Genomic DNA, 19710 nt, shown 5'->3' with positions numbered 1-19710 from the left:
GAAACAGGGGGCGGGTCGTCGCGCAGTTTCCTTCTTTGCGGTTCGCCCCCGCACATAAAGGAAACCCCAATGCAGATTACCCTCAAGGCGAGCGCAGACGACAAATGCGTGCTGTCCGAAGTTACCATTTCAACGTCTATGGAGTTCGTCGCGCCTGTTGGCATCGACTGCTTGATGGATGCCCTGACCAATCTGATGATTGAACCTGAATCCAAGGAATTGCACGTCGGCGACGTGATCCTCGAGAAAACGCAGTCGATGGTCAAAATCCACGCAGGGCACGGTGCGTTCCACATCCCGTTCATCCACCTGTTCCCGATCCTGATTAGCCGAGGTGAAGATGTCTAATAACCGCGTCGACCGCCTGCGGTCCAATTTCGATCTCATTCGCTCCTGTCTTGAGGGCGAAGACGCAATCAAGGATCAGGGTCAACTGTATGTTCCGAAGCCGTCGGGTATGTCCGTAGACGACTACAAATCCTATCTGGATCGAGGTCATTTCACGGGGGCACCATCCATGACCCAGCGCGCCTTGGTTGGTCTCGCGCTTCGAAAGGAACCCGTGTTCAAGCTGCCTGAACGCCTCGAACCGTTGCGCTTGAGTGCCACGCACGAAAACGCGCCGTTGCACGTGCTGGCCGAGGACATGACGCGTGAGGCCGTCACAATGGGTCGCTTCGGCATCCTTGTTGATTTCCCACAGGGTAACAACACGCCGACAACGGTCCCGCATTTTTCGACCTTCAAGGCAGAAGAAATCGACGAGTTCGACACCGCCTATGTAGATGGGAAAAAGGTGTTGTCGCGGGTTTGGCTCAATTCGGACGAACAGTTCGAAAACGCCGACGTGACCTATGAATTGATCCTCGAAGACACGATCTATAAGTTTCGCAGGTTTGTCCGCGATGCGCAGGACCATCGCGTCGATGTGGGCGAAGAGATCATTCCGACGGTCAATGGTAAGGCGCTCGACTACATCCCGTTCATTATGGTCAGCCATGAGGGCATTCGCCCAGAACATGTGACACCGCCATTCCTCGCTCTCTGCAAGACGGCAATCGCGCATTTCAATACATCTTGCGACAAACGTCACGCCCTGCATCTGACAGCCGCACCAACACCGTGGATCGCGGGATCAATCTCAGAGAAACACAAGCCATCGACTATCGGCTCGGGTGCGCTATGGCTGCTGCCCGAAGGCGCACAGGCGGGCTTGCTTGAGTTTACGGGTGCGGGTGTTGCCGCGATGAAAGAGGAGATGTCCGAGCTTGAGGACGAGATGATGTCCCTTGGTGCCCGTATGTTGTCGACCACAGTCAATCGCAACGAAACACTGGGCACAGCAACGCAGCGAACACGGTCTGAACTCGCGCTGTTGCACTCGGTCGTTGTGTCGGTCGAAGCGGCCTTGAACGCTCTGCTTCGCATTGCTGCCGAGTGGGTGGGTGCGTCGCCAGACGAGGCATCAGCCAAGCTGTCGCGTGATTTCATTGAGGCGTCGATGGATCCGAAGATGATCGAGATGCAAATGAAGCTCTATATGTCCGGCTCGATTTCCCGGCAAACGCTCCACGAAAACTTGCAGAAGGGCGAAATCGTCCGCGCAGACCGCACTTGGGAAGAAGAAAAGGACATGATCGACGAAGAAGGCGGTGACACCTCAACCCTTATTCCGAGAGTCGCCTGAATGGAGGCATCAAACGGTCTCGAAGTGGAAGCGCCCGCCCATGAAATGTGGCGGGCGGTTGTTTCTCGGGCAATCTTTGATTTGTTCGGCGCAATCCAAATGACCTCGCACCCGGATGAGGCGCGGGTTTTGCGTGATGAGGCATTGCGCTTTCTGACGGCGACGTCCGGCGGCTGGGCGCGATCACGGTATGACATCTGCACTATGGCAGACATCAATCCACATCTTTTGCGCAGCAGGGTCGTTGCGATCTTGGAGGGCGCGGACGCCCCGGAACTTAATGGGCGGTCGTCACTTTTACATGTTGAAGAAGCGCGAGCATTCTGGGAAACGTTGAAGGGTGAGGACGAGCGTGCACATGCGGCTCGTGTTGCCATCGCAAACAATCCGAAACCAAAACGTGCACCTAAGCGGCAGTTTCCGACGATGCGCTATTCTGAGCGGCGTGCGGCCATTTTTGATCTGCTCAAAGAAAAGGGAGAAGCAAAGTTCAAAGACATCTTGCTCGCGCTTGATGGGGACATTTCGGATCATGCCATTCGTGAGGTTTTGAACAAGGCCATCAATAAAGGCGAAATTACCCGAAATAGCACAGATTTCACTTACGCCCTTGCTGCTTAGTCGAACTCAGTCGGGAACGCTGTGGTCGAGCGAAAAGGCGCAATACCGCATATTCAAATTGAGGCCAGGGGGTCGCGCATCTTCACGTTCAAATTGAAGGGCGGGCTCCAAGGAGCCCGCTTTTCTTTTGCTGGTGGAGATGCAAAATGTCTGACGAAAACAACGATAAACTGATGGAGCAGTTTATCGAGAAAGCGACCCCGAAACTGCTTGAGGCGATGCAGGATGGCTTGTCCAAGCAGATCGAAGAACAGATCGGTGGTTTGAAAGACAACGCGGCAAAGTTGCTTGACGAGGTCAAAGACGCACAACGTGAGCGCGACACTCGCGAAAAACAACACGTTGATGAACTGACCCAACTCAAGAACTTGCTGGGTCAGAATTCGAAACCTGCGGATGTCAAAGCCGCGCTGACGCCAGAATCTGTCAAACTGACCCGAACACAAGCCAGAGACCCGCAGTTGTACCGCCGTGCGAAGACACTGGCGGAACAGGCTGGTACATACGTCGAAATCGTGGCCGACCAATGACCCGTGTGGACCCACTCAAACGCATTGGCAGGCAAGTCGCGGCCAAAGCCGTTCTCGGCCTACGTGGCATAGACGCTTCGCGTATCCACGTTGATGAGCGGCACGTTGTCTATGTCGATCACTGCCAAATCTCGGATACGGATAGGTCGCGCATCGTTTTGTTGTCGCTAGTGTTCCTTTCTTGGGTGTCGGACAATTATGATTGCCCATCTGAAAAGGCTGTAGACAACCCGATTTATGCTGCGGACATGCGGTGGTTGATTGAGCGGTTCGGGGGTGCTGGTGGCACCATCGGTCACCTGTTGTCCGAATTCCTCGAACTTGCCGATCCGCTCTTGGAGAATGCCGCATGAGTGTCGACATGCAGCGCATATTGAAAGTGATTCCGAAAGAAGACCCCGGTCCCGGCCGGAAATCGCTCATTCGACAGCGGTCGGATTTGGGCGAGGTCGTTCTTGATTGCGTGCTGCATCGTCGCCCCTTTGCTGAAATTGCGAAACGGCTGGGCGTCGAAATCACGACCCTCGACCGCTTCCGCACGAAATTCATCACCGACGAAGTAAAGAAGGTTGTGCTTGCTGAGGCAGCACGGTCCGAATCCGCTGCTGACGATGCAGTAATCAATCGCGGTCAGGACGATGTGCAGCGAGGTTTGCGCGGGATTATCGAGGAGCAGAAAGAAATCTATGGCCTGATGAAAGCCAAGATCGGAGATGGTCGTGACGTTGAAGACCTTGCTCCCGCGCTCGGCCAACTCCTGCGGGATCAGGGGCAGTCATTCGAACGACTTCTCAAATCCTACACAGCTCTCAAAGAGAAAACGACGGTCGTATTGTCGATCAACGAGGCCCCCGAATGGGCGGTGTTGCAAGACATCCTTTATGTGGTTTTCGAAAACCACCCCGACGCCTTCGAAATGTTCCGGGCGATGGTTGCGGAAAGGAAGCTGAGCCTTGAATGACCTCGGCATCTTTCTCCAGAGGCTCGAGCGGCGCACTGATCCGACCGCGCTGCTAGAGCACATTGTGGGCGGGCCTGCGGATGATTGGCAACGTAAGTTTCTGACGTCCTCTAGCCCGTTCGCGATGTGTCTTGCTTCAAGGCGGATCGGCAAATCACAGACAACGGGTGTACTGGCTGCTCAGACAGTTTCGATGCCTAATCGAACCGTATTGATCCTCTCGCCCACGCTGGCGCAATCGACCTTGCTATTCAAAAAATGTTTGCAGGCGTGGCACGAACTCGGGTTGTCCATTCAAAAAACACGCCTCACGCAGCAGGTTATGGAACTTGCGAATGGGTCGGCCATTGTCTGTGTCCCTGCGGGTCAGGATGGGGAATCCGCGCGTGGTTGGGGTGTTAAAGATGGCGGACTGCTGATTTACGAGGAAGGTGCCTTTATACCCGACGCCGTATTTGATGCGACGCTGCCCATCCGAGAGGAGGGCGGGCGCATTCTCCTGATCACAACGCCCGGTCGCGTAGGCGGGTTCGCCCATCGGCTGTGGGTCGACAACGACGAAGTTGAGAAAATCACCGCACGCTCGACCGATCTGCCTCGTATGGCTGACAAGGTCGCGTTTGACCGAAAATACCAACCGCCTCTGACCTTTGCGATTGAACATGAACTTAGATGGTCAGGCGGCGGTACGCCATTCTTTGCGCCTGAGACCATTGAGAACGCTTTTACCGATATGCCCGAATTGAAGCTGGGGGACATCTATGCAGCCGCCTGAAATCATCCAACGGGGCGAGGATTTGATCCTGCCATGCTCTGACCCAGCCGTGACCGTTACGCCCGGATATCGCCGCTACCTCGTTGGCTTGGATATCGCGCAGTCGGCATCCGCATCGGGTCAGAACGCTTTTTCGATAATCATGGACGAGCGTGTGCCACGCTGGACTCAATACGCGCAGGAGCTTGAGCCGCGTCGTCGCGTTGTCGTGCGGTCAGAGCGTATCCCCGCGATGGCATACACCGAACTCGCGCAGGTCACTCGAAACCTCATGTTGCAGGAGCCACTTCCCTCGGCTGGCTACTTGGTTGTGGACGCGTCAGGTGTTGGTCGTGCGTTCTGCGACCTCCTGAATGCCCGAGGGGTGCAGCACACCCGAATGCAAATCACGGGGGGCGAGAACGAGTCCGAGTCGAAAGAACGCGGCGTGACGTTCAACAATGTCTCGCGAAACCTGCTCCTCAATACCCTGAACGGGGCGTTGCATACTGGCGACCTCGAAATTGGGGACATACCGGCGCGCCTCGAATTGCAGGCCGAACTTGAGTCATTCGAAGCGTCGATCACGGCGGCTGGCCGCACGACGATTTCGGGTGGTACGAAAGCCGGTCACGCTGATATGGCGGGGTCCGTCGCGCAGGCGCTGTGGTTGTCTGATCACCGCTCAGTTGGTGCAACTGTGGGCGAGGTTCGGTTGCGGGGTTATTGGTAGTGCCAATGATCATAGATCATCGCGCAACCCGGTAAATCTGCGTTATGTTCGCGGCTACCGCGTTTCTGGGCAGGAGATAGGATGCGCGCGCTTTTGCGCGTCTGTGAGGTGCTGCTGCGGGCGGCAAGAGTTTGCAAGTCATTGCAAGAACCCAGCAGTGCGCGGTTTTTTCCTCAGCGATATGTTCATTTTGTTCTTAGACAGAAGGAGATGAACAACATGGCTGAAAACACCACGGCGTCCCGCTACGAACTCTTGCCGCAAGAGGTTTTGGACCCTGCAATCCAACAAGACGAATGTCGACAGGAGATAACTAACTTGCTTGAATTTAATGGAATTACGCGCCTGACAATTGAGCGAGGGAGAAATTCTCAAACGATCAGATTGAGAGACGACGGCTGGTACCTTACTTGTCGCAATGTTCAATTTTGAAGACAAACGGGCGGCCTATGGGTCGCCCGTTTTCATATGGCTGTTGGCCACCGCTGTCACATCTAGACACTGTGGAGTATCTCAGCCACCTAAGTACAACAAAACGCATTGCCATTCCCCAAACATTCTTATCAACTACAAGGAAAGTCTTGGTTGGTTTACCTGCTTCGCCCTTGTCGAAATTGCGAGACGCTGAACCTTCAAATTACGATTGGGTTACAGCGAGTGGCGAAGAAGAAGATTGAAGTTCCTCCGCAGTTGATTGATGCGATGCGGGAGCAAAGGGTAATATTGTTGCTTGGTTCGGGTGCCTCTATGGGAGCAGTCGACGCCAAGAGTCGCAAGATGCCGAGCGCAAAGACTCTTACTGCTGACATTGCTGCAAAGTTCTTGGACGACAAATTCAAAAACAAAGACTTGATGCGAGTCTCCGAACTGGCCCTGTCTCAAGCCGGTGATAGCCAGTTTAATCAATGGTTACGCGACTATTTCGAACCATTTGAACCAACAAATGCGCACGGCTTGCTTCCAAAGTTTCGCTGGCGACTGATCGCAACTACCAACTACGATTTGCTGCTTGAAAAAGCGTATCGGGTTTCGAACTCGGCACTGCAAACGTTGGTGCCCAGGGTCAAGGACGATCAACCGATTGAAGGTATGTTAAGTCAGCATTCCTTCCCGCTCGAATATGTAAAGCTCCACGGGTGCGTGGATCATGTCCATGACAGTGCCATACCGCTGGTTCTAACACCGGAGTCCTACAACAACCATGAGGCGAACCGACAGAATCTATACGGTCGCATCGAAACGCTGGGTCGCGAGTACCCCATAGTGTTTTGTGGCCACAGCTTGGATGATTTGCACATCAGGCGGCTGGCTGAAAACGACAATGCAAAATCTCGACCAATGTACTATTTGGTGTCACCGGATTTCGAGCCGGAAGAAATTGCGATGTGGTCGAGCCGTAGGGTCACAGCCATCAAGGCACGTTTCGATCAATTCATTGAGGCATTGGATGCATCGTTGCCCCCACTTCTGCGCGTACCGCCCAGAACAGAAGAGGTGGTTGAGCGTCCATACCGCAAGTTTTTCCGGGTAACTGAACGTGAATCTGATGAGACCGCATTTGCTTTTGATGGCGAGTTCACTTTTCTTTATCCCGGTATGCCCAGCCAGAAAGTCTCTGCAGACAGCTTTTATTCCGGCTACGATCAAGGTTGGGGAGCCATTCAATCAGGCTTCGATGTGCAGCGTAGAGCATCAATGCTCTTGCTTGAGTACATAGCTACGTCAGATGATGAAAAGTGCCATCTAGCGGTCCTCACTGGCGCGGCTGGCTACGGAAAATCCATTGCACTCCGACGATCCGCCTTCGAGTTGGCAACGTCATTCGGGGAATTCGTTATCTGGTTGGATGACGATTCTAAACTAAAACCCAACGTTCTTCGAGAATTGCATGACCTAGTGGGGAAAAGACTCTACGTCTTCTTTGACCGTACGGCGCTGAACCTCAACAAAATCGAAGAGATTCTAGCGACGGCAAGAGCGAACAATATACCTCTGACGCTCGTTACCGCAGAACGTCGAAATGAGTGGTCAATGTTCTGTCAAAGGTTGGAAAAGTACTCTCCGACACATTTTGACGTTGGCAAGCTTTCAGAAAGAGAAGTTTCGGAGCTTTTAGAAAAGCTAGAGCATTTTGGATGTCTTGGTGCATTGGAACCACTGACGCCCGAAGACAGACGCGACCGAATCTTGAAGAAACTCGACCGTCAATTGTTGGTCGCATTGCATGAGGTTACTCGCGGAAAACCGTTTGAAGATATTGTTCTCGATGAGTTTCATCGAGTCAGCCCACCTGAAGCTCAGCAACTTTATCTCGACATTTGTACGCTACATCGCTTCGACGTGCCTGTTAGAGCAGGTGCTATCTCGCGAATATCCCGTATCTCTTTCAGGGATTTTCAGAACGAGTTGTTTGAACCCCTGCAGGACCTTGTACTTACGACACAAAACGCGGTTACGGGCGATTGGGAATACAGAACCCGTCACGCTTTGGTAAGCGAGCTACTATTCGAGAGAGTTTGTTCGACCGACGAAGCGCGAAGAGATCAGTTGATAAGGCTAATTGATGCCCTTGATACAAGTTTCCGATCTGATGAAGTCGCACTAGCACAACTGGCCAAAGGCAAGACGCTGGCTGACACCTTTGAGGATGTGGTATTCGGCAGGGAGATTTTTGAGATAGGTTGTGCAAGGAACCCAAATCGCGCTTTTCTCAGACAGCAACAATCGGTCTATGAGTACTCGCATCGTGGGGGAGACTTGGAGCAGGCTGAGCGCAACATTCTCAGTGCTTTGGAAATGGAGCCGGACAACCCGTCAATTCAACATACACACGCGACGGTATTGAGGCGAAAATCGCTGGCTTCTGGTTCTGAGTTCGCAAGAAGGTCTTTGCGTGCACACTCGAGAAAGGCCCTAGATTCAATACGGGATCAAACTAATCCATTTGTACTAGGTGGCCGCGCGCGCTTACGGGTGGATGATTTGGCAGATGCGATTGCCAAAGTTAAAGGGTCAAAAAACCCTGCGTATGAGGACGAACTTGCGGAAGCTGTTGAAAATGCGGAGCTGGCATTGCATCGGGCGTTCAACATGTACCCAGATGACCCCGATTTCCTAGAGGCAAAAGCAAGGATGAAAAGCCTCTTGGGCGAGCTTGATCAATCAACAGAGCTATTGAAGCGGGCATTTGACAAGTCTTCGAGAGGCACGGGAATTGGCAAGCAACTGGCCGGTAGACTCATCGAAAATGGGGACTACCCAGCGGCGTACAAAATTCTTGAAGTTGCTGCTGAACGAGATCCAACGGAGCGATCTGTCAATTTGATGTTGGCCGGCATACGCTTTTTAGAGTCAAAAGATATCTACGACACGAATGGTGTTGCGTTTCTTTCTGCATCTTACGTGAATGGTGACCGCGAACACTATTCTCGCTTAGTAGCTGCGGCTCACAAGTTTATCACAAAGAGCTTTGGTGAAGCCTACGATTTATTCGATGACATTGAGAAACGGGCACCGGGAGACTTCTACCCAAACCTGCGACGACTAGAGAAATTGTGGTTGGGACCTCATCTTTGCGGCTGGAAAGGACGAGTTATTAAAAATTTCGGAGGATACTTGTTTCTCAGCGTTCAGGACTGCCCGAAAGACATCTACGCCCCAGTATCACTTTCGCAGGATGACGAGTGGGACAGGTTGCAAGTAGGTAGTCAGGTAACGTTCAAAATTGATTTTACTCGAAAGGGGCCTATCGCGAGGGACCTAACGAGCAGTATTGGTTAAATGAATGAGGAAGCCGGGATACGTTTGCCGCTTGCTTTCAATAGCGCCGGGGGATAACCAAGTTACAGTTGCGGGTATGGTGAAAAGGTATCACACGAGCTTCCCAAGCTCTTGTTACGGGTTCGATTCCCGTTACCCGCTCCAAAAAATGTAGGTATCGCGGATCACCTGCAAAATACCTACAAACGGCACATAAGACACCGACTAACTACTTGAAATAATGCGGAGATAGTGGTGCAGCGTATAAGCTTCCCAAGCTGAACGCGCGGGTTCGATTCCCGCTACCCGCTCCAGATCCAGATCCAGTCTGCAAGATACTGTAATTTCTTCAAAAATTGAATGCGCTGCAGCTTCGCCGTCACTTTCACAGATCAGGGTGCTATTTGGATGGCGCGTCTTTCGATGGTCTTTCTCAAAAACAACTTTTTCGAACAGATGATATATCCGGTGTTACCTGTTGAATCCAAGCAGAGACTCTCTTTCGACGATATGGGTTGGTAGCTCGACGGACTTTCCCGGTAAACTGGACACGATCATCTCTATCAAAGCCTGCGCAGCCTTGCGCCCCATTTCACGATGAGGAACATGGACAGTGGTCAGGGCAGGGGCGACGATGCGCGCGAGCTCGATATCATCAAATCCGGTGATGGATACGTCCTCTGGGACCCGAAGCCCCATCTTTTGGGCTTGCCGCACCGCGCCGACTGCCAGAACGTCGTTACCGCACAAAACCGCGGTTGGCGGGGCCTCACTCGACATGAGGTGTTTGAATGCTTCGGCGCCGTTTTCGATCTCATAGGATGTTTCGCACACGGCCAGATCGTCTGGCGGCAGGCCATGTTGGGACATAGCGTCTTTTATTCCCTGAATCCTCAAGCGCGCACGATCGTTGCCTTTGCTGATACCAGAAATCGTTGCCAGACGCGTGTGGCCCAAATCGATGATCTTGCGTGCCAAAGCCTCCATGGCTTTTCTGTTGTCAAACCCAATGGACGGTATGGATTTGTCCGGCAGAAAGGACCACGCAACCAGGGCCGGCACTTTCTGCGTAACGAGATAGTCATAGATTTGAACGTCTCGGTCATGCCCGATCAGCAACAGCCCGTCGGCACCCCGGGCAACCAGTGTTCGGATCTGCTCTTCCTCCGCCTCCGGCTGGTAGGCTGAGCTGGAAACCAGCAAGGTGTAACCCTGTTTGTGAATTTCTTCCTGAAAGGCCTGCAAACCCCTTGCAAAGATCGCATTCTCCATTGTGGGGATAATAGCGCCGATTGTGAATGATCGCTTTGCGGCCATCACACGTGCTGCAAAATTCGGTGTGTATCCCAACGAATCCACAGCGGACAAAACACGCTTTCTGGTCGCCTCAACAACCTGTTGAGGGGTGTTCAGGCACCGTGACACAGTGGCTGTGGAAACACCTGCAGCTTTGGCAACGTCGTCCAGTGTCGGAGCGGACCGATGATTTGGCATTCTCGAACTCTCAATTTCAATTCCACTAAGTTAATCGCATTTTTCGAATGATGGAAGCAGTTATGTAAGCGCTTGCATTTGTGATGTAAGCGCTTACAAAGGTGTTCGAGCCGATTCTGAAGGGAGTCCCGGAAATGTATCTCGCTGCATCAGTCGTCGTTTTTGCGATTTATTTCGCGAATGTCGCTTTGGGTGCTTTGGCGAACAGCGCGTTTCTTGGTGACGTAGGAGAGATGTTGGTTCTGTTCGCGGCGTCGATTTTGTTCGTTGTCGCAATTCTGAAAAAGGAAGCTGACCGGGACGCGAAAGACGGCAGCTGAATTTTTGCTTGGGAGGGCAATTCATGAATACCGACAAGACCGAGCTGGCATCGGCCGAGCGCCGCAATTTTCTGAAGCTGAGCGCAAGCGGTGCGTTCACGGCTGCATTGGTAGCCGGGGCGGGGGGCGTTTTGTGGTCTTCTCAGGCCGCCGCGCAGACCGCAAAAGAAGAGAACGAGCGCGAGAAGGCCGCTGACCACGTGATGACAGTGGCTACAGCCTATGTATTGGGCGCGTCACGTAGTTATCCCATCATGCAGTTGGACCTGAAGGAAAACATTCAGAACGCCACAAATGGCAAGGTCTACGTCAAACTGGCCCCAGGCGGTCAGCTTGGTGCAGGGGGGGCGCTTGTGCAGAAGGTGCAGGGCGGCACCATTCAGGCCGCACAGCATTCGCTGTCGAACTTTGCGCCTTTCGCGTCGACCGTTGACCTTATCAACATGCCGTACCTGTGTGGTTCGAACCAGCGCTTCACCAACCTAGTCCATTCGGACACGTGGAAAAGCGAAGTCCACCCCAAGGTCGAGGCCGCAGGCTTCAAAGCCCTGTTCTATGTGAATATCGATCCGCGCGTCGTCGCGGTGCGCCAGGGTGGAAACGCCGTCATCACTCCGGGCGACATGAGCGGGATCAAGTTCCGTGTTCCGGGTTCAAAAATGCTGCAGCAGTACTATCGCATGGTCGGCGCCAATCCGACACCTGTGGCGTGGGGTGAGACGCCTTCGGCGATCAAACAGGGTGTTGCTGATGCACTCGACCCGTCTGTTGGGGCGCTGTATGTCTTTGGATTCAAGGACATCCTCAGCCACGTGACCTTCACGCAGGCCGTTCCGGACAGTCAGGTCTATTCCTGTAACCTGGAGTGGTTCAACTCGATGCCCTCTGACGTTCAGGACGGTATTATGTGGGGTTCGGAGATGACCAGCCATCAGAACCTGTCCAAGGTTCCGTCGGCCCGTGCCTATGCCATGGCCGAGTTGAACAAGGCCGGAGTGCAGTTCCACTCGCTCAGCGATGATCAACTGGCGGAATGGCAGGATGCAGGCGGGTATCAGAACGCCGATTGGGATCCGTTCAAGACAGAACTCGCCGGATCGATGGACAATTTCGAGAAGCTGGTCGAAGCCGCTGGCACTCAGGGCAAATACTACGTCCACGATGCCTGAGGCCCAACATGTGGACGCCAGACAGGCGTCCACGACCTTTTCTGACAGTCAACCCGACAACAACCTGCCACGGCAGGTGCGGGTCTGGCTGTTCTCTCGCCGGAGGATCAGATGACCGTTCTTCAGAACATTGACCGAAACGCAGAGCGCTGGTTGCTGCTGGTGTTTTACGTGATGCTGGTGATCACCATGGCTATCGAGGTGCTGCGGCGTGAGATTTTTGCCTATTCCTCGATCTGGGGCGAGGAAATCGTTCGATATTCGTTCATCTACCTTGCCTGGATAGGTGCAGCTGCTGCGGTAAAGGAACGGGCCCATATTCGGATCGATGTGATCATGCACTACCTCGGGCCGAAACCCAAAGCAGTACTCTACATCTTTGGTGATCTCGTGATGTTCGTCGTGGCGATCATTGCGCTCTACTGGTCGTATGAGGCTGTTCACGTCTCTGCCAAATTCGGTTCGGTCACGGACGGGCTTCGGGTGTCTAAAGTCTGGTTCCTCATGGCTGTGCCCACCGGATTTGCCCTGATGATCTGGCGGCTGATCCAATCCTTTATGCGTGACCTGAAATCGCTTCGTGACGGTACCCCCGTCTTCGAAGGCGACAAGCTGTTTGACTGAGGAGAACTGCAATGCTCTGGAACTCCCTCAATCAAACCGTTGAACTGGGCTGGGATTTTTATCTGCCGGTGATCCTGTTCGTAAGTCTGATCGCCCTGGCCGTGCCGGTTTGGGCCGCCATTGGAACGGCCGCGATCGTGATGCTGATCATGTCCGGCGACCTGCCGCTGAGCCTGGTCGGAGAAAGTCTGTTTACGGGTATCGACGCATTTGCGCTGACGGCTGTTCCTTTGTTCATTCTGACCGGGGACGTTCTGGTGCGGACTGGTTTGTCGCGGAAATTTCTGGACGTCGCCGAGGCGCTGACCTGTTTCGCCAAAGGCGGGTTCGGCTCGGCTACGGTTCTGGTCTGCGGTATGTTTGCCGCGATTTCAGGTTCAGATGCAGCCGGGGCTGCTGCGGTTGGACGGATGACCATCAACCGGCTGGTGGAAAGCGGGTATCCGCGCCCCTATGCCTGTGCTCTGGTTGCGGCTGGTGCTTGTACTGGTATCCTGATCCCACCCTCGATTGCATACATCATCATTGGCCTCGTGCTGGGTATTTCCGCCTCGACCCTGTTTCTGGCAGCGTTGATCCCCGGTTTGGCCATTCTGGTGTCGATCCTAATCACCAACATCATCATGAACCGCCTCTACGCCTATGAAGGCGGCGGCATGATGACCATAGGTGAATGGCTGGCCAATCTGGGTAAAGCGCTGAAATCCGGCTGGTACGCCTTTATCGTGCCGGGTATCATCTTCTATGGCATCTTCTCGGGACGCCTGACCCCGACCGAGGCCGGTGCCACAGCCGTTGTCGTCACCATTATTATGGGCTTCATCCTGCGCACGCTGACGCTGGCGGATTTCCCATCGATGTTGGTCAGCTCCGCCAAGGTTAACGGGGTCATCCTGCCGATTATCGCCTTTTCGGCCCCGCTGGCCGAAGCTTTGGCGATCATGGGCGTTCCGCAGGGGTTCGTGGCTTCGATAACGTCGCTGACCGATGATCCGTATCTGCTGATCCTGCTGATGATCGGCATCCTGATCGCAGCGGGCTGCGTTATGGAGACGACACCGAACATTGTGATCCTGGCGCCGATCCTGAAACCGCTGGCCGACAATATCGGCATGAACGAAATTCAGTTCTGCATCATGATGATCACTGCTCTGGGCGTGGGCTTCATCACGCCGCCGCTGGGCCTGAACCTGTTCGTCGTATCTGGCATTACCGGTGAATCCATTCTGAAGATTGCCGCCCGGGCCGTTCCTTTCGTATTGACTATGCTGATCGTGGTGATCCTGATCGCTTACGTTCCTGCTGTGTCGACCACATTGCTTCCTGAAATCTACCAATAGGACCTGTTGAACATGCCGCGTGACTATCTAAAAAAGGCAACCCTGACGGCGCAATCTCATGCGACCGAGGTACATGATACGGTCAAAACCATCCTTGCCGACATCGAAGCAGGTGGCGATGCCAAAGCGCTGGAATATGCCGTCAAATTCGACAAGTTCGACGGTAACGTCCTGATGACTCAGGACGAGATCGATGCCGCTATTGCGTTGGTGCCGGAAAAGCTGAAGGCCGATATCCGGTTCGCCCATGACAATGTGCGCCGTTTTGCCGAGACGCAGAAGGCGACTGTATCGGACGTGCAGATGGAGATCGTTCCGGGATTTGTTGCGGGGCAAAAGGCAATCCCGGTGGACGCGGCAGGATGCTACGTACCCGGCGGGCGTTACAGCCATATTGCCAGCGCGATTATGACAGTGACCACCGCGAAAGTTGCCGGATGCCGGCATATTACGGCATGTTCGCCGCCACGCCCTGGCGAAGGGGTCGCGCCCGCCATCGTCTATGCTGCGCACATTTGCGGTGCCGACAGTATTCTGGCCATGGGCGGAGTGCAGGGTGTTGCCGCCATGACCTACGGGCTGTTCGGTCTGCCGCGGGCCAATATTCTTGTGGGTCCGGGCAACCAGTTCGTGGCCGAGGCCAAGCGCATTCTTTACGGCAAAGTTGGTATCGACATGATCGCGGGTCCGACCGACAGCCTGATCCTTGCCGACAGTTCTGCAGACGCCCACGTGGTGGCAACAGATTTGGTCAGTCAGGCAGAACATGGATACAACTCGCCCGTCTGGCTGGTGACGGACGACCGCGACCTTGCGCAGAAGGTTATGGAGTTGGTTCCGGTTTTGATCAACGATCTGCCAGAGCTGAACCGGGAAAACGCCTCGGCCGCGTGGCGCGACTATGCCGAAGTCATTGTCTGTTCTGACCGCGAAGAGATGGCTGCTTGTTCCGACGAATATGCGCCAGAGCATTTGACAGTTCAGGCTGAAGATCTGGATTGGTGGCTGGATCGGTTGACCTGCTATGGCTCACTGTTCCTGGGTGAGGAAACCACCGTGTCTTACGGAGATAAGGCTACTGGGACAAACCACGTTCTGCCGACGTCGGGGGCGGCCAGTTATACTGGCGGTTTGAGCGTTCATAAATACATGAAGATCGTCACATGGCAGCGGGCTACACGTGAAGGTTCTAAATCGATCGCTGAGGCAACGGCGCGGATTTCCCGACTGGAAGGGATGGAAGGTCACGCCCGGGCGGCAGACGTGCGTCTGGCCAAGTATTTCCCGGACGAGCAGTTCGATCTGACCGCCGATGGATGACCCGCGCGGATTACTTGACCTGACAGGCCGGGTCGCTTGCATCACAGGTGCCAGCTCGGGGCTCGGGCGGCAGGTGGCGCGGACACTTGCCGCGGCGGGTGCAAGCGTTGTCGGTGTGGCACGGCGCAGCGATGCGTTGGCGCAGATGCAGGCCGAGATCGGCAATCGCTCAGAAGCGGTGGTTGCCGATGTTGCGGATCGCGACGGGATTGATGGGCTTGTACAGACCATCAATTCAAAATTTGGTGCTCCGGACATTCTGGTGCACGCGGCCGGAGTCAATACGCGCGAAGCTGCTGATGTCGTTACACCCGAGGGGTGGGATGCTACACTTGCCCTGAACCTCAGCGCGCCTTTTTTCCTCAGTCAGGCCATGGTGCCTGCGATGAAAGAGAAAGGCTGGGGACGTATCGTCAATTTCGCTTCGCTGCAGATGACCCGCGCTTTTCCGGGTGGAATTGCTTATGGCGCGACCAAGGCAGGTGTCGGTCAACTGACCCGCGCGATGGCCGAAGCATGGTCGCCTTTTGGCATTACGGCCAATGCGATCGGACCGGGGTTCTTTCCCACTGAATTGACACAGGCCGTGTTCGACGATCCTGACCGCGCAGAACGGAACGCCGCGCAAACCTGTATCGGACGCAATGGGCGTATGCAGGATATCGACGGACCGATCCTGTTTCTGTGCACACAGGCGTCAGATTACGTCACGGGACAGGTTCTTATGGTTGACGGAGGGTTCACAGCCAAATGAAGGCGCTGGTTTACCAAGGTGTGGAACAGTTGGTATTCGGTGATGTGCCGGATGCCCAACCGAGGGTGTCGGAACACCTGATCCGGGTCGAGGCGGTCGGAATCTGTGGATCAGACATGCACGCCTATCTGGGTCACGATGCGCGTCGTCCTGCACCACTGATTCTCGGGCACGAGGCAGCTGGTGTCATTGTCGACGGGGTGCGTGCCGGTGACCGTGTGACGATCAACCCGCTGGTCAGTTGCGGCCAATGTGCGGCCTGCCTGGCAGGCCGTGAAAACCTGTGCCCGGATCGCCAGATCATCTCAATGCCGCCGCGGGAGGGGGCGTTCGCGCAATACGTCTCAATGCCTGCCAGAAACCTTGTCGAAGTGCCAGAAAACGTGCCGTTTGCTAAGGCTGCGCTGGCGGAACCTCTGGCGGTTAGCTGGCATGCGGTTCGATTGGGGATCCAGGCCTTGCATCCTGCGATGGACCGTCGCGCGTTGGTGATTGGCGGAGGGGCCATTGGCCTGGCGGCAGCCTTGGCTTTGCGCGCACTGGGCGTTGATGACGTTACAATCGCGGAACCAAATGAGTTGCGCCGAACTTACCTGGCGAAAATCGAAAACTTTGCGCTTGTGGATGCGCCCAAAGGGTCTTTCCCGCTGGTCATTGATGCCGTCGGATATGCCGCGACGCGGTCAGTCGCCTCGGCCATGGCTGAACCAGGTGGCGTGATCGCGCATGTCGGATTGGGTGAAGATACCGGAGGTCTGGACGTGCGTCGCATGACCTTGCAGGAAATAACGTTCATCGGAACTTATACCTACACCGCACAGGATTTCCGCGAGACAGCCGAAGCGATCTTTGACGGGCGTCTCGGAGAGCTGAATTGGGTCGAAGAACGAACGCTGGCCAGCGGAGTTCAGGCGTTTCGCGATATCCGCGCTGGTTCTGTCGCCGCGCCTAAGATTATCCTGACACCCTGGGGATAGACCCGAAAGAAGTGGAGGCTTCCATGTACAAAAAAGTCCTTGTCCCGATGGCATTGGATCACGGCATATCGCAGCACACGCTGGAAGTCGCACGTGCCTTGTCGGAAAACGGCACCGAAATCACAGCGTTGCATGTCTACGAGATGCCTCAGGGATCGGTCAGTGCTTATCTGGACAAGTCCACGGTTGCGGAAGCTTTCGAGCGCGCGCGACGGACATTGCTTCAAAAGGTCGAAGGGCTGGACGGTGTGAAACCCGAAATCGTCAAAGGTCACACTGCACGAACCATCATTGATTATGCCGCCTCCAACGATGTGGACTGCATCGTAATCGGCTCGCACAAACCCGACCTGAGCGACTACTTCCTTGGATCGACCGCCTCGCGCGTCGTCCGCCATGCCCCTTGTGCCGTGCACGTGCACCGAAGGGCGTGATTTCGTGAAACGCGCCTCTAGCGCCCCAAACAGGACCAACAGCTGGATCATGAACATAGACAAAAAGATCACTGACGATCTGGTGGCCAACGATATTTCGTTTGTCACCACCGTTCCTTGCAAGCAATTGGCAGGTGTCATCGACGAGATCGACAAGCGTGACGAGATTTTCCATATCCCTTCGAACAAGGAAGACGAAGGAATGGGCCTGTGCGCCGGGGCATGGATGGGCGGCAAGCGACCCGCAATCATCATGCAGAACACGGCCATTGGCGTGACAATCAACACGCTGGCCACTTTGATCCAGTTCTACCGGATGCCTTTGCCCATGCTAATTTCGTATCGCGGAGAGCTGCGTGAACCGGTAGCCTGTCAGGTTGAAATGGCCGTGCATACCAAAGCGCTGTTGGCGCAGATGAACATCCCGACCTACCACTTCCACCACCAGTCGGATGTGGAAGAACTGGATGCGATCCTGAAATACACTTTCATGTGCAACAAGCCGGTCGCCATTCTGACCGACGCCAACTTCTGGGGAGGCTACGGCGACCAATGATCCGTTCTGAAATTCTCAAGGAAATCGCTCCGATCCTGCGGGATCAACTGGTTGTCTGCAATATCGGCATTCCCAGCCAGGAGTTGCATGCCATCGACGATCAGCCGACCAATTTTTACATGCTGGGTACAATGGGATTGGCCTCATCCATAGGGTTGGGTCTGGCGCTGTCGCAGCCCAAACCGGTGATCGTGATTGATGGGGACGGGTCTATCCTGACCAATCTGGGCACGTTGCCAACCATCGCCAATAACGTTGCAGACAACTACATCCTGCTGATCATCGACAATGGCTCTTATGGATCGACCGGGGATCAGCCGACCTATGCCGGGCAAAAAACTTCTTTGGCCAAAATGGCCGAGGCCGCCGGGTGCGATCGCGTTATTGAATGTCAGGCCGAAGACACGGGCCGCGAGCTTCAAGAGGCGCTGGATGCCAAACAGATGACCATCATCGTCGCCAAGTGTGAAAGCGGCAATGCCAAGATGCCGGTCATCACCATGGACCCGGTGGTAATCCGCGACCGATTCATGAAGGCCGTGCAGGCCTGATGCCATCCAGCGCTATTCACAGTGCTGAGGACGCCCGCCGCCTGGCGCGGCGGCGTCTGCCTTGGATGGTGTTCGATTACATAGACGGGTCTGCCGGGGCCGAAGTCGGTGCCAGCCGCAATCGGTCCGCTTTGGATGCGTTGACTTTGCGCCCGCGTATCTTGCGAGACGTTAGCGAAAGGTCACTCAGCTGTACCTTGTTCGACCGACCCGCCAAACGCCCATTTGGTATCGCCCCGATGGGTATGTGCAATTTGTCGGCCCCCGGCGCGGATTTGATGCTCGCCCGCCTTGCGGCGCGGTATGAGGTGCCGCTGGGTGTTTCAACTGTTGCATCGACCGCTATGGAGGAACTCGTCGAAGCAGCGCAGGGTAACGCCTGGTTTCAGCTCTATTTCAGCGGCGATGGCAGCGGCACGTTCAAGCTGGTCGATCGTGCAAAGGCTGCTGGATATCAAACGCTTGTGCTGACAGTAGATGTGCCCGAGGTCGGTCGCCGCCCGCGCGAACTGCGCCACGGGTTCAAGATGCCCTTCAAAATGGGACCGAAGCAGGTTCTGGATTTTGCTCTGCATCCCGGTTGGTCGCTTTCGACGCTGTTTCAAGGTAAGCCGGAAATGGCCAACTTTCTGACGGACGGTTACGAATTTGACCGCACCGAAAGTCGGGGGAAGGCCACATGGGACACACTGACCCAATTGCGCGATCAATGGCCGGGACATCTGGTGGTAAAGGGTGTCTTGGATGCAGAGGACGCACAACGGCTCAAGTCAGCGGGTGTCGATGCCATTCAGATATCAAGCCACGGCGCACGCCAGTTGGACAGCGCGCCTGCGCCGATCACCGTTTTGCTGGATATTCGCAAGGCGGTAGGTCCGGATTTCCCACTGTTTTACGACAGTGGGTTACGTTCGGGTGAGGATGTCCTAAAGGCCTTGGCAAACGGTGCGGATTTCGCCTTTTTCGGACGCATTCTGCAATTCGCAATTGCTGCTGAAGGGGAAGAGGGGCTGGAACAGTTATGGTCAGTACTCAGCGATGAAATGAGCATCGCCATGGCCCAGCTGGGAGTCACCTCGCTGGACGAACTGCAGAACACTAATTGACGTATTTCGTGCGAACGACC

At 54.9% G+C, this 19710-nt stretch carries 22 protein-coding genes and 1 tRNA gene; 22 read left to right on the top strand and 1 reads right to left on the bottom strand.

The window, feature by feature from the left end:
* Window positions 1-69: 69 nt before the first annotated feature.
* The 11 genes from ACR0K5_RS06995 to ACR0K5_RS06945 all read left to right on the top strand — a co-directional run bounded on the left by ACR0K5_RS06995 (window position 70) and on the right by ACR0K5_RS06945 (window position 9210).
* Complete coding sequence (locus tag ACR0K5_RS06995) at window positions 70-348, top strand: hypothetical protein (protein WP_480520541.1); 279 nt, start codon at window positions 70-72, stop codon at window positions 346-348.
* Window positions 341-1687 carry a DUF4055 domain-containing protein gene (locus ACR0K5_RS06990; protein ID WP_480628987.1) on the top strand — a complete coding sequence of 449 codons (1347 nt, stop codon included), beginning with the start codon at window positions 341-343 and terminating at the stop codon, window positions 1685-1687. Before ACR0K5_RS06995 ends, ACR0K5_RS06990 begins: the two co-directional genes overlap by 8 nt.
* A gap of 204 nt (window positions 1688-1891) precedes the next feature.
* Window positions 1892-2308, top strand: coding sequence for a hypothetical protein (locus ACR0K5_RS06985; RefSeq protein WP_480628986.1), 417 nt, complete (start codon window positions 1892-1894; stop codon window positions 2306-2308).
* 146 nt (window positions 2309-2454) lie between these two features.
* On the top strand, window positions 2455-2838 hold the full coding sequence (locus tag ACR0K5_RS06980; RefSeq protein ID WP_480628985.1) for a hypothetical protein: 384 nt from the start codon (window positions 2455-2457) through the stop codon (window positions 2836-2838).
* A complete protein-coding gene (locus ACR0K5_RS06975; RefSeq protein WP_480628984.1) occupies window positions 2835-3191 on the top strand; it encodes a hypothetical protein in 357 nt (118 codons plus the stop codon). Before ACR0K5_RS06980 ends, ACR0K5_RS06975 begins: the two co-directional genes overlap by 4 nt.
* The gene (locus ACR0K5_RS06970; protein ID WP_480628983.1) at window positions 3188-3799 is read left to right on the top strand and encodes a hypothetical protein; all 612 of its coding nucleotides are present in this window, start codon (window positions 3188-3190) and stop codon (window positions 3797-3799) included. The genes ACR0K5_RS06975 and ACR0K5_RS06970 overlap by 4 nt, the downstream gene beginning before the upstream one ends.
* 124 nt (window positions 3800-3923) lie before the next feature.
* Window positions 3924-4574, top strand: coding sequence for a terminase large subunit domain-containing protein (locus ACR0K5_RS06965; protein WP_480520594.1), 651 nt, complete (start codon window positions 3924-3926; stop codon window positions 4572-4574).
* A complete protein-coding gene (locus ACR0K5_RS06960) occupies window positions 4561-5286 on the top strand; it encodes a hypothetical protein (protein ID WP_480628982.1) in 726 nt (241 codons plus the stop codon). Before ACR0K5_RS06965 ends, ACR0K5_RS06960 begins: the two co-directional genes overlap by 14 nt.
* Window positions 5287-5367: 81 nt before the next feature.
* On the top strand, window positions 5368-5718 hold the full coding sequence (locus ACR0K5_RS06955) for a hypothetical protein (RefSeq protein WP_480628981.1): 351 nt from the start codon (window positions 5368-5370) through the stop codon (window positions 5716-5718).
* Window positions 5719-5943: 225 nt separating this feature from the next.
* Window positions 5944-9066, top strand: a complete 3123-nt coding sequence (locus ACR0K5_RS06950) for a P-loop NTPase (RefSeq protein ID WP_480628980.1) — start codon at window positions 5944-5946, stop codon at window positions 9064-9066.
* A gap of 70 nt (window positions 9067-9136) precedes the next feature.
* Window positions 9137-9210: transfer RNA gene (locus ACR0K5_RS06945), tRNA-Gly, on the top strand.
* Window positions 9211-9516: 306 nt separating this feature from the next.
* Here ACR0K5_RS06945 and ACR0K5_RS06940 read toward each other — a convergent pair.
* Complete coding sequence (locus tag ACR0K5_RS06940; RefSeq protein WP_480628979.1) at window positions 9517-10539, bottom strand: LacI family DNA-binding transcriptional regulator; 1023 nt, start codon at window positions 10537-10539, stop codon at window positions 9517-9519.
* A 134-nt stretch (window positions 10540-10673) separates the two neighbouring features.
* On the opposite strand from ACR0K5_RS06940, the gene ACR0K5_RS06935 reads away from it, so the two are divergent.
* The 11 genes from ACR0K5_RS06935 (at window position 10674) to ACR0K5_RS06885 (ending at window position 19690) form a co-directional block, all read left to right on the top strand.
* Window positions 10674-10859, top strand: a complete 186-nt coding sequence (locus tag ACR0K5_RS06935) for a hypothetical protein (protein WP_480628978.1) — start codon at window positions 10674-10676, stop codon at window positions 10857-10859.
* A 23-nt stretch (window positions 10860-10882) separates the two neighbouring features.
* On the top strand, window positions 10883-12028 hold the full coding sequence (locus ACR0K5_RS06930) for a TRAP transporter substrate-binding protein (RefSeq protein ID WP_480628977.1): 1146 nt from the start codon (window positions 10883-10885) through the stop codon (window positions 12026-12028).
* A gap of 111 nt (window positions 12029-12139) precedes the next feature.
* On the top strand, window positions 12140-12652 hold the full coding sequence (locus tag ACR0K5_RS06925) for a TRAP transporter small permease (protein WP_480628976.1): 513 nt from the start codon (window positions 12140-12142) through the stop codon (window positions 12650-12652).
* A gap of 11 nt (window positions 12653-12663) precedes the next feature.
* Window positions 12664-13992, top strand: a complete 1329-nt coding sequence (locus ACR0K5_RS06920; protein WP_480628975.1) for a TRAP transporter large permease — start codon at window positions 12664-12666, stop codon at window positions 13990-13992.
* Window positions 13993-14004: 12 nt separating this feature from the next.
* The gene (gene hisD / locus ACR0K5_RS06915) at window positions 14005-15312 is read left to right on the top strand and encodes a histidinol dehydrogenase (RefSeq protein WP_480628974.1); all 1308 of its coding nucleotides are present in this window, start codon (window positions 14005-14007) and stop codon (window positions 15310-15312) included.
* Complete coding sequence (locus ACR0K5_RS06910; protein WP_480628973.1) at window positions 15305-16066, top strand: SDR family NAD(P)-dependent oxidoreductase; 762 nt, start codon at window positions 15305-15307, stop codon at window positions 16064-16066. The genes hisD and ACR0K5_RS06910 overlap by 8 nt, the downstream gene beginning before the upstream one ends.
* Complete coding sequence (locus ACR0K5_RS06905) at window positions 16063-17043, top strand: alcohol dehydrogenase catalytic domain-containing protein (RefSeq protein ID WP_480628972.1); 981 nt, start codon at window positions 16063-16065, stop codon at window positions 17041-17043. Before ACR0K5_RS06910 ends, ACR0K5_RS06905 begins: the two co-directional genes overlap by 4 nt.
* 23 nt (window positions 17044-17066) lie before the next feature.
* On the top strand, window positions 17067-17477 hold the full coding sequence (locus ACR0K5_RS06900) for a universal stress protein (RefSeq protein WP_480628971.1): 411 nt from the start codon (window positions 17067-17069) through the stop codon (window positions 17475-17477).
* A gap of 49 nt (window positions 17478-17526) precedes the next feature.
* Window positions 17527-18033, top strand: coding sequence for a sulfopyruvate decarboxylase subunit alpha (gene comD, locus ACR0K5_RS06895; protein WP_480628970.1), 507 nt, complete (start codon window positions 17527-17529; stop codon window positions 18031-18033).
* Window positions 18030-18584: a sulfopyruvate decarboxylase subunit beta gene (gene comE, locus ACR0K5_RS06890; RefSeq protein WP_480628969.1), complete on the top strand. Its 555-nt coding sequence runs from the start codon at window positions 18030-18032 to the stop codon at window positions 18582-18584. The genes comD and comE overlap by 4 nt, the downstream gene beginning before the upstream one ends.
* A complete protein-coding gene (locus tag ACR0K5_RS06885) occupies window positions 18584-19690 on the top strand; it encodes an alpha-hydroxy acid oxidase (RefSeq protein WP_480628968.1) in 1107 nt (368 codons plus the stop codon). The genes comE and ACR0K5_RS06885 overlap by 1 nt, the downstream gene beginning before the upstream one ends.
* Window positions 19691-19710 lie beyond the last annotated feature (20 nt).

The organism is Ruegeria sp. AB9, from assembly GCF_056542585.1.
Note: the sequence above shows the minus strand (reverse complement) of the source record. Positions and strands in the feature narration are given on the sequence as shown.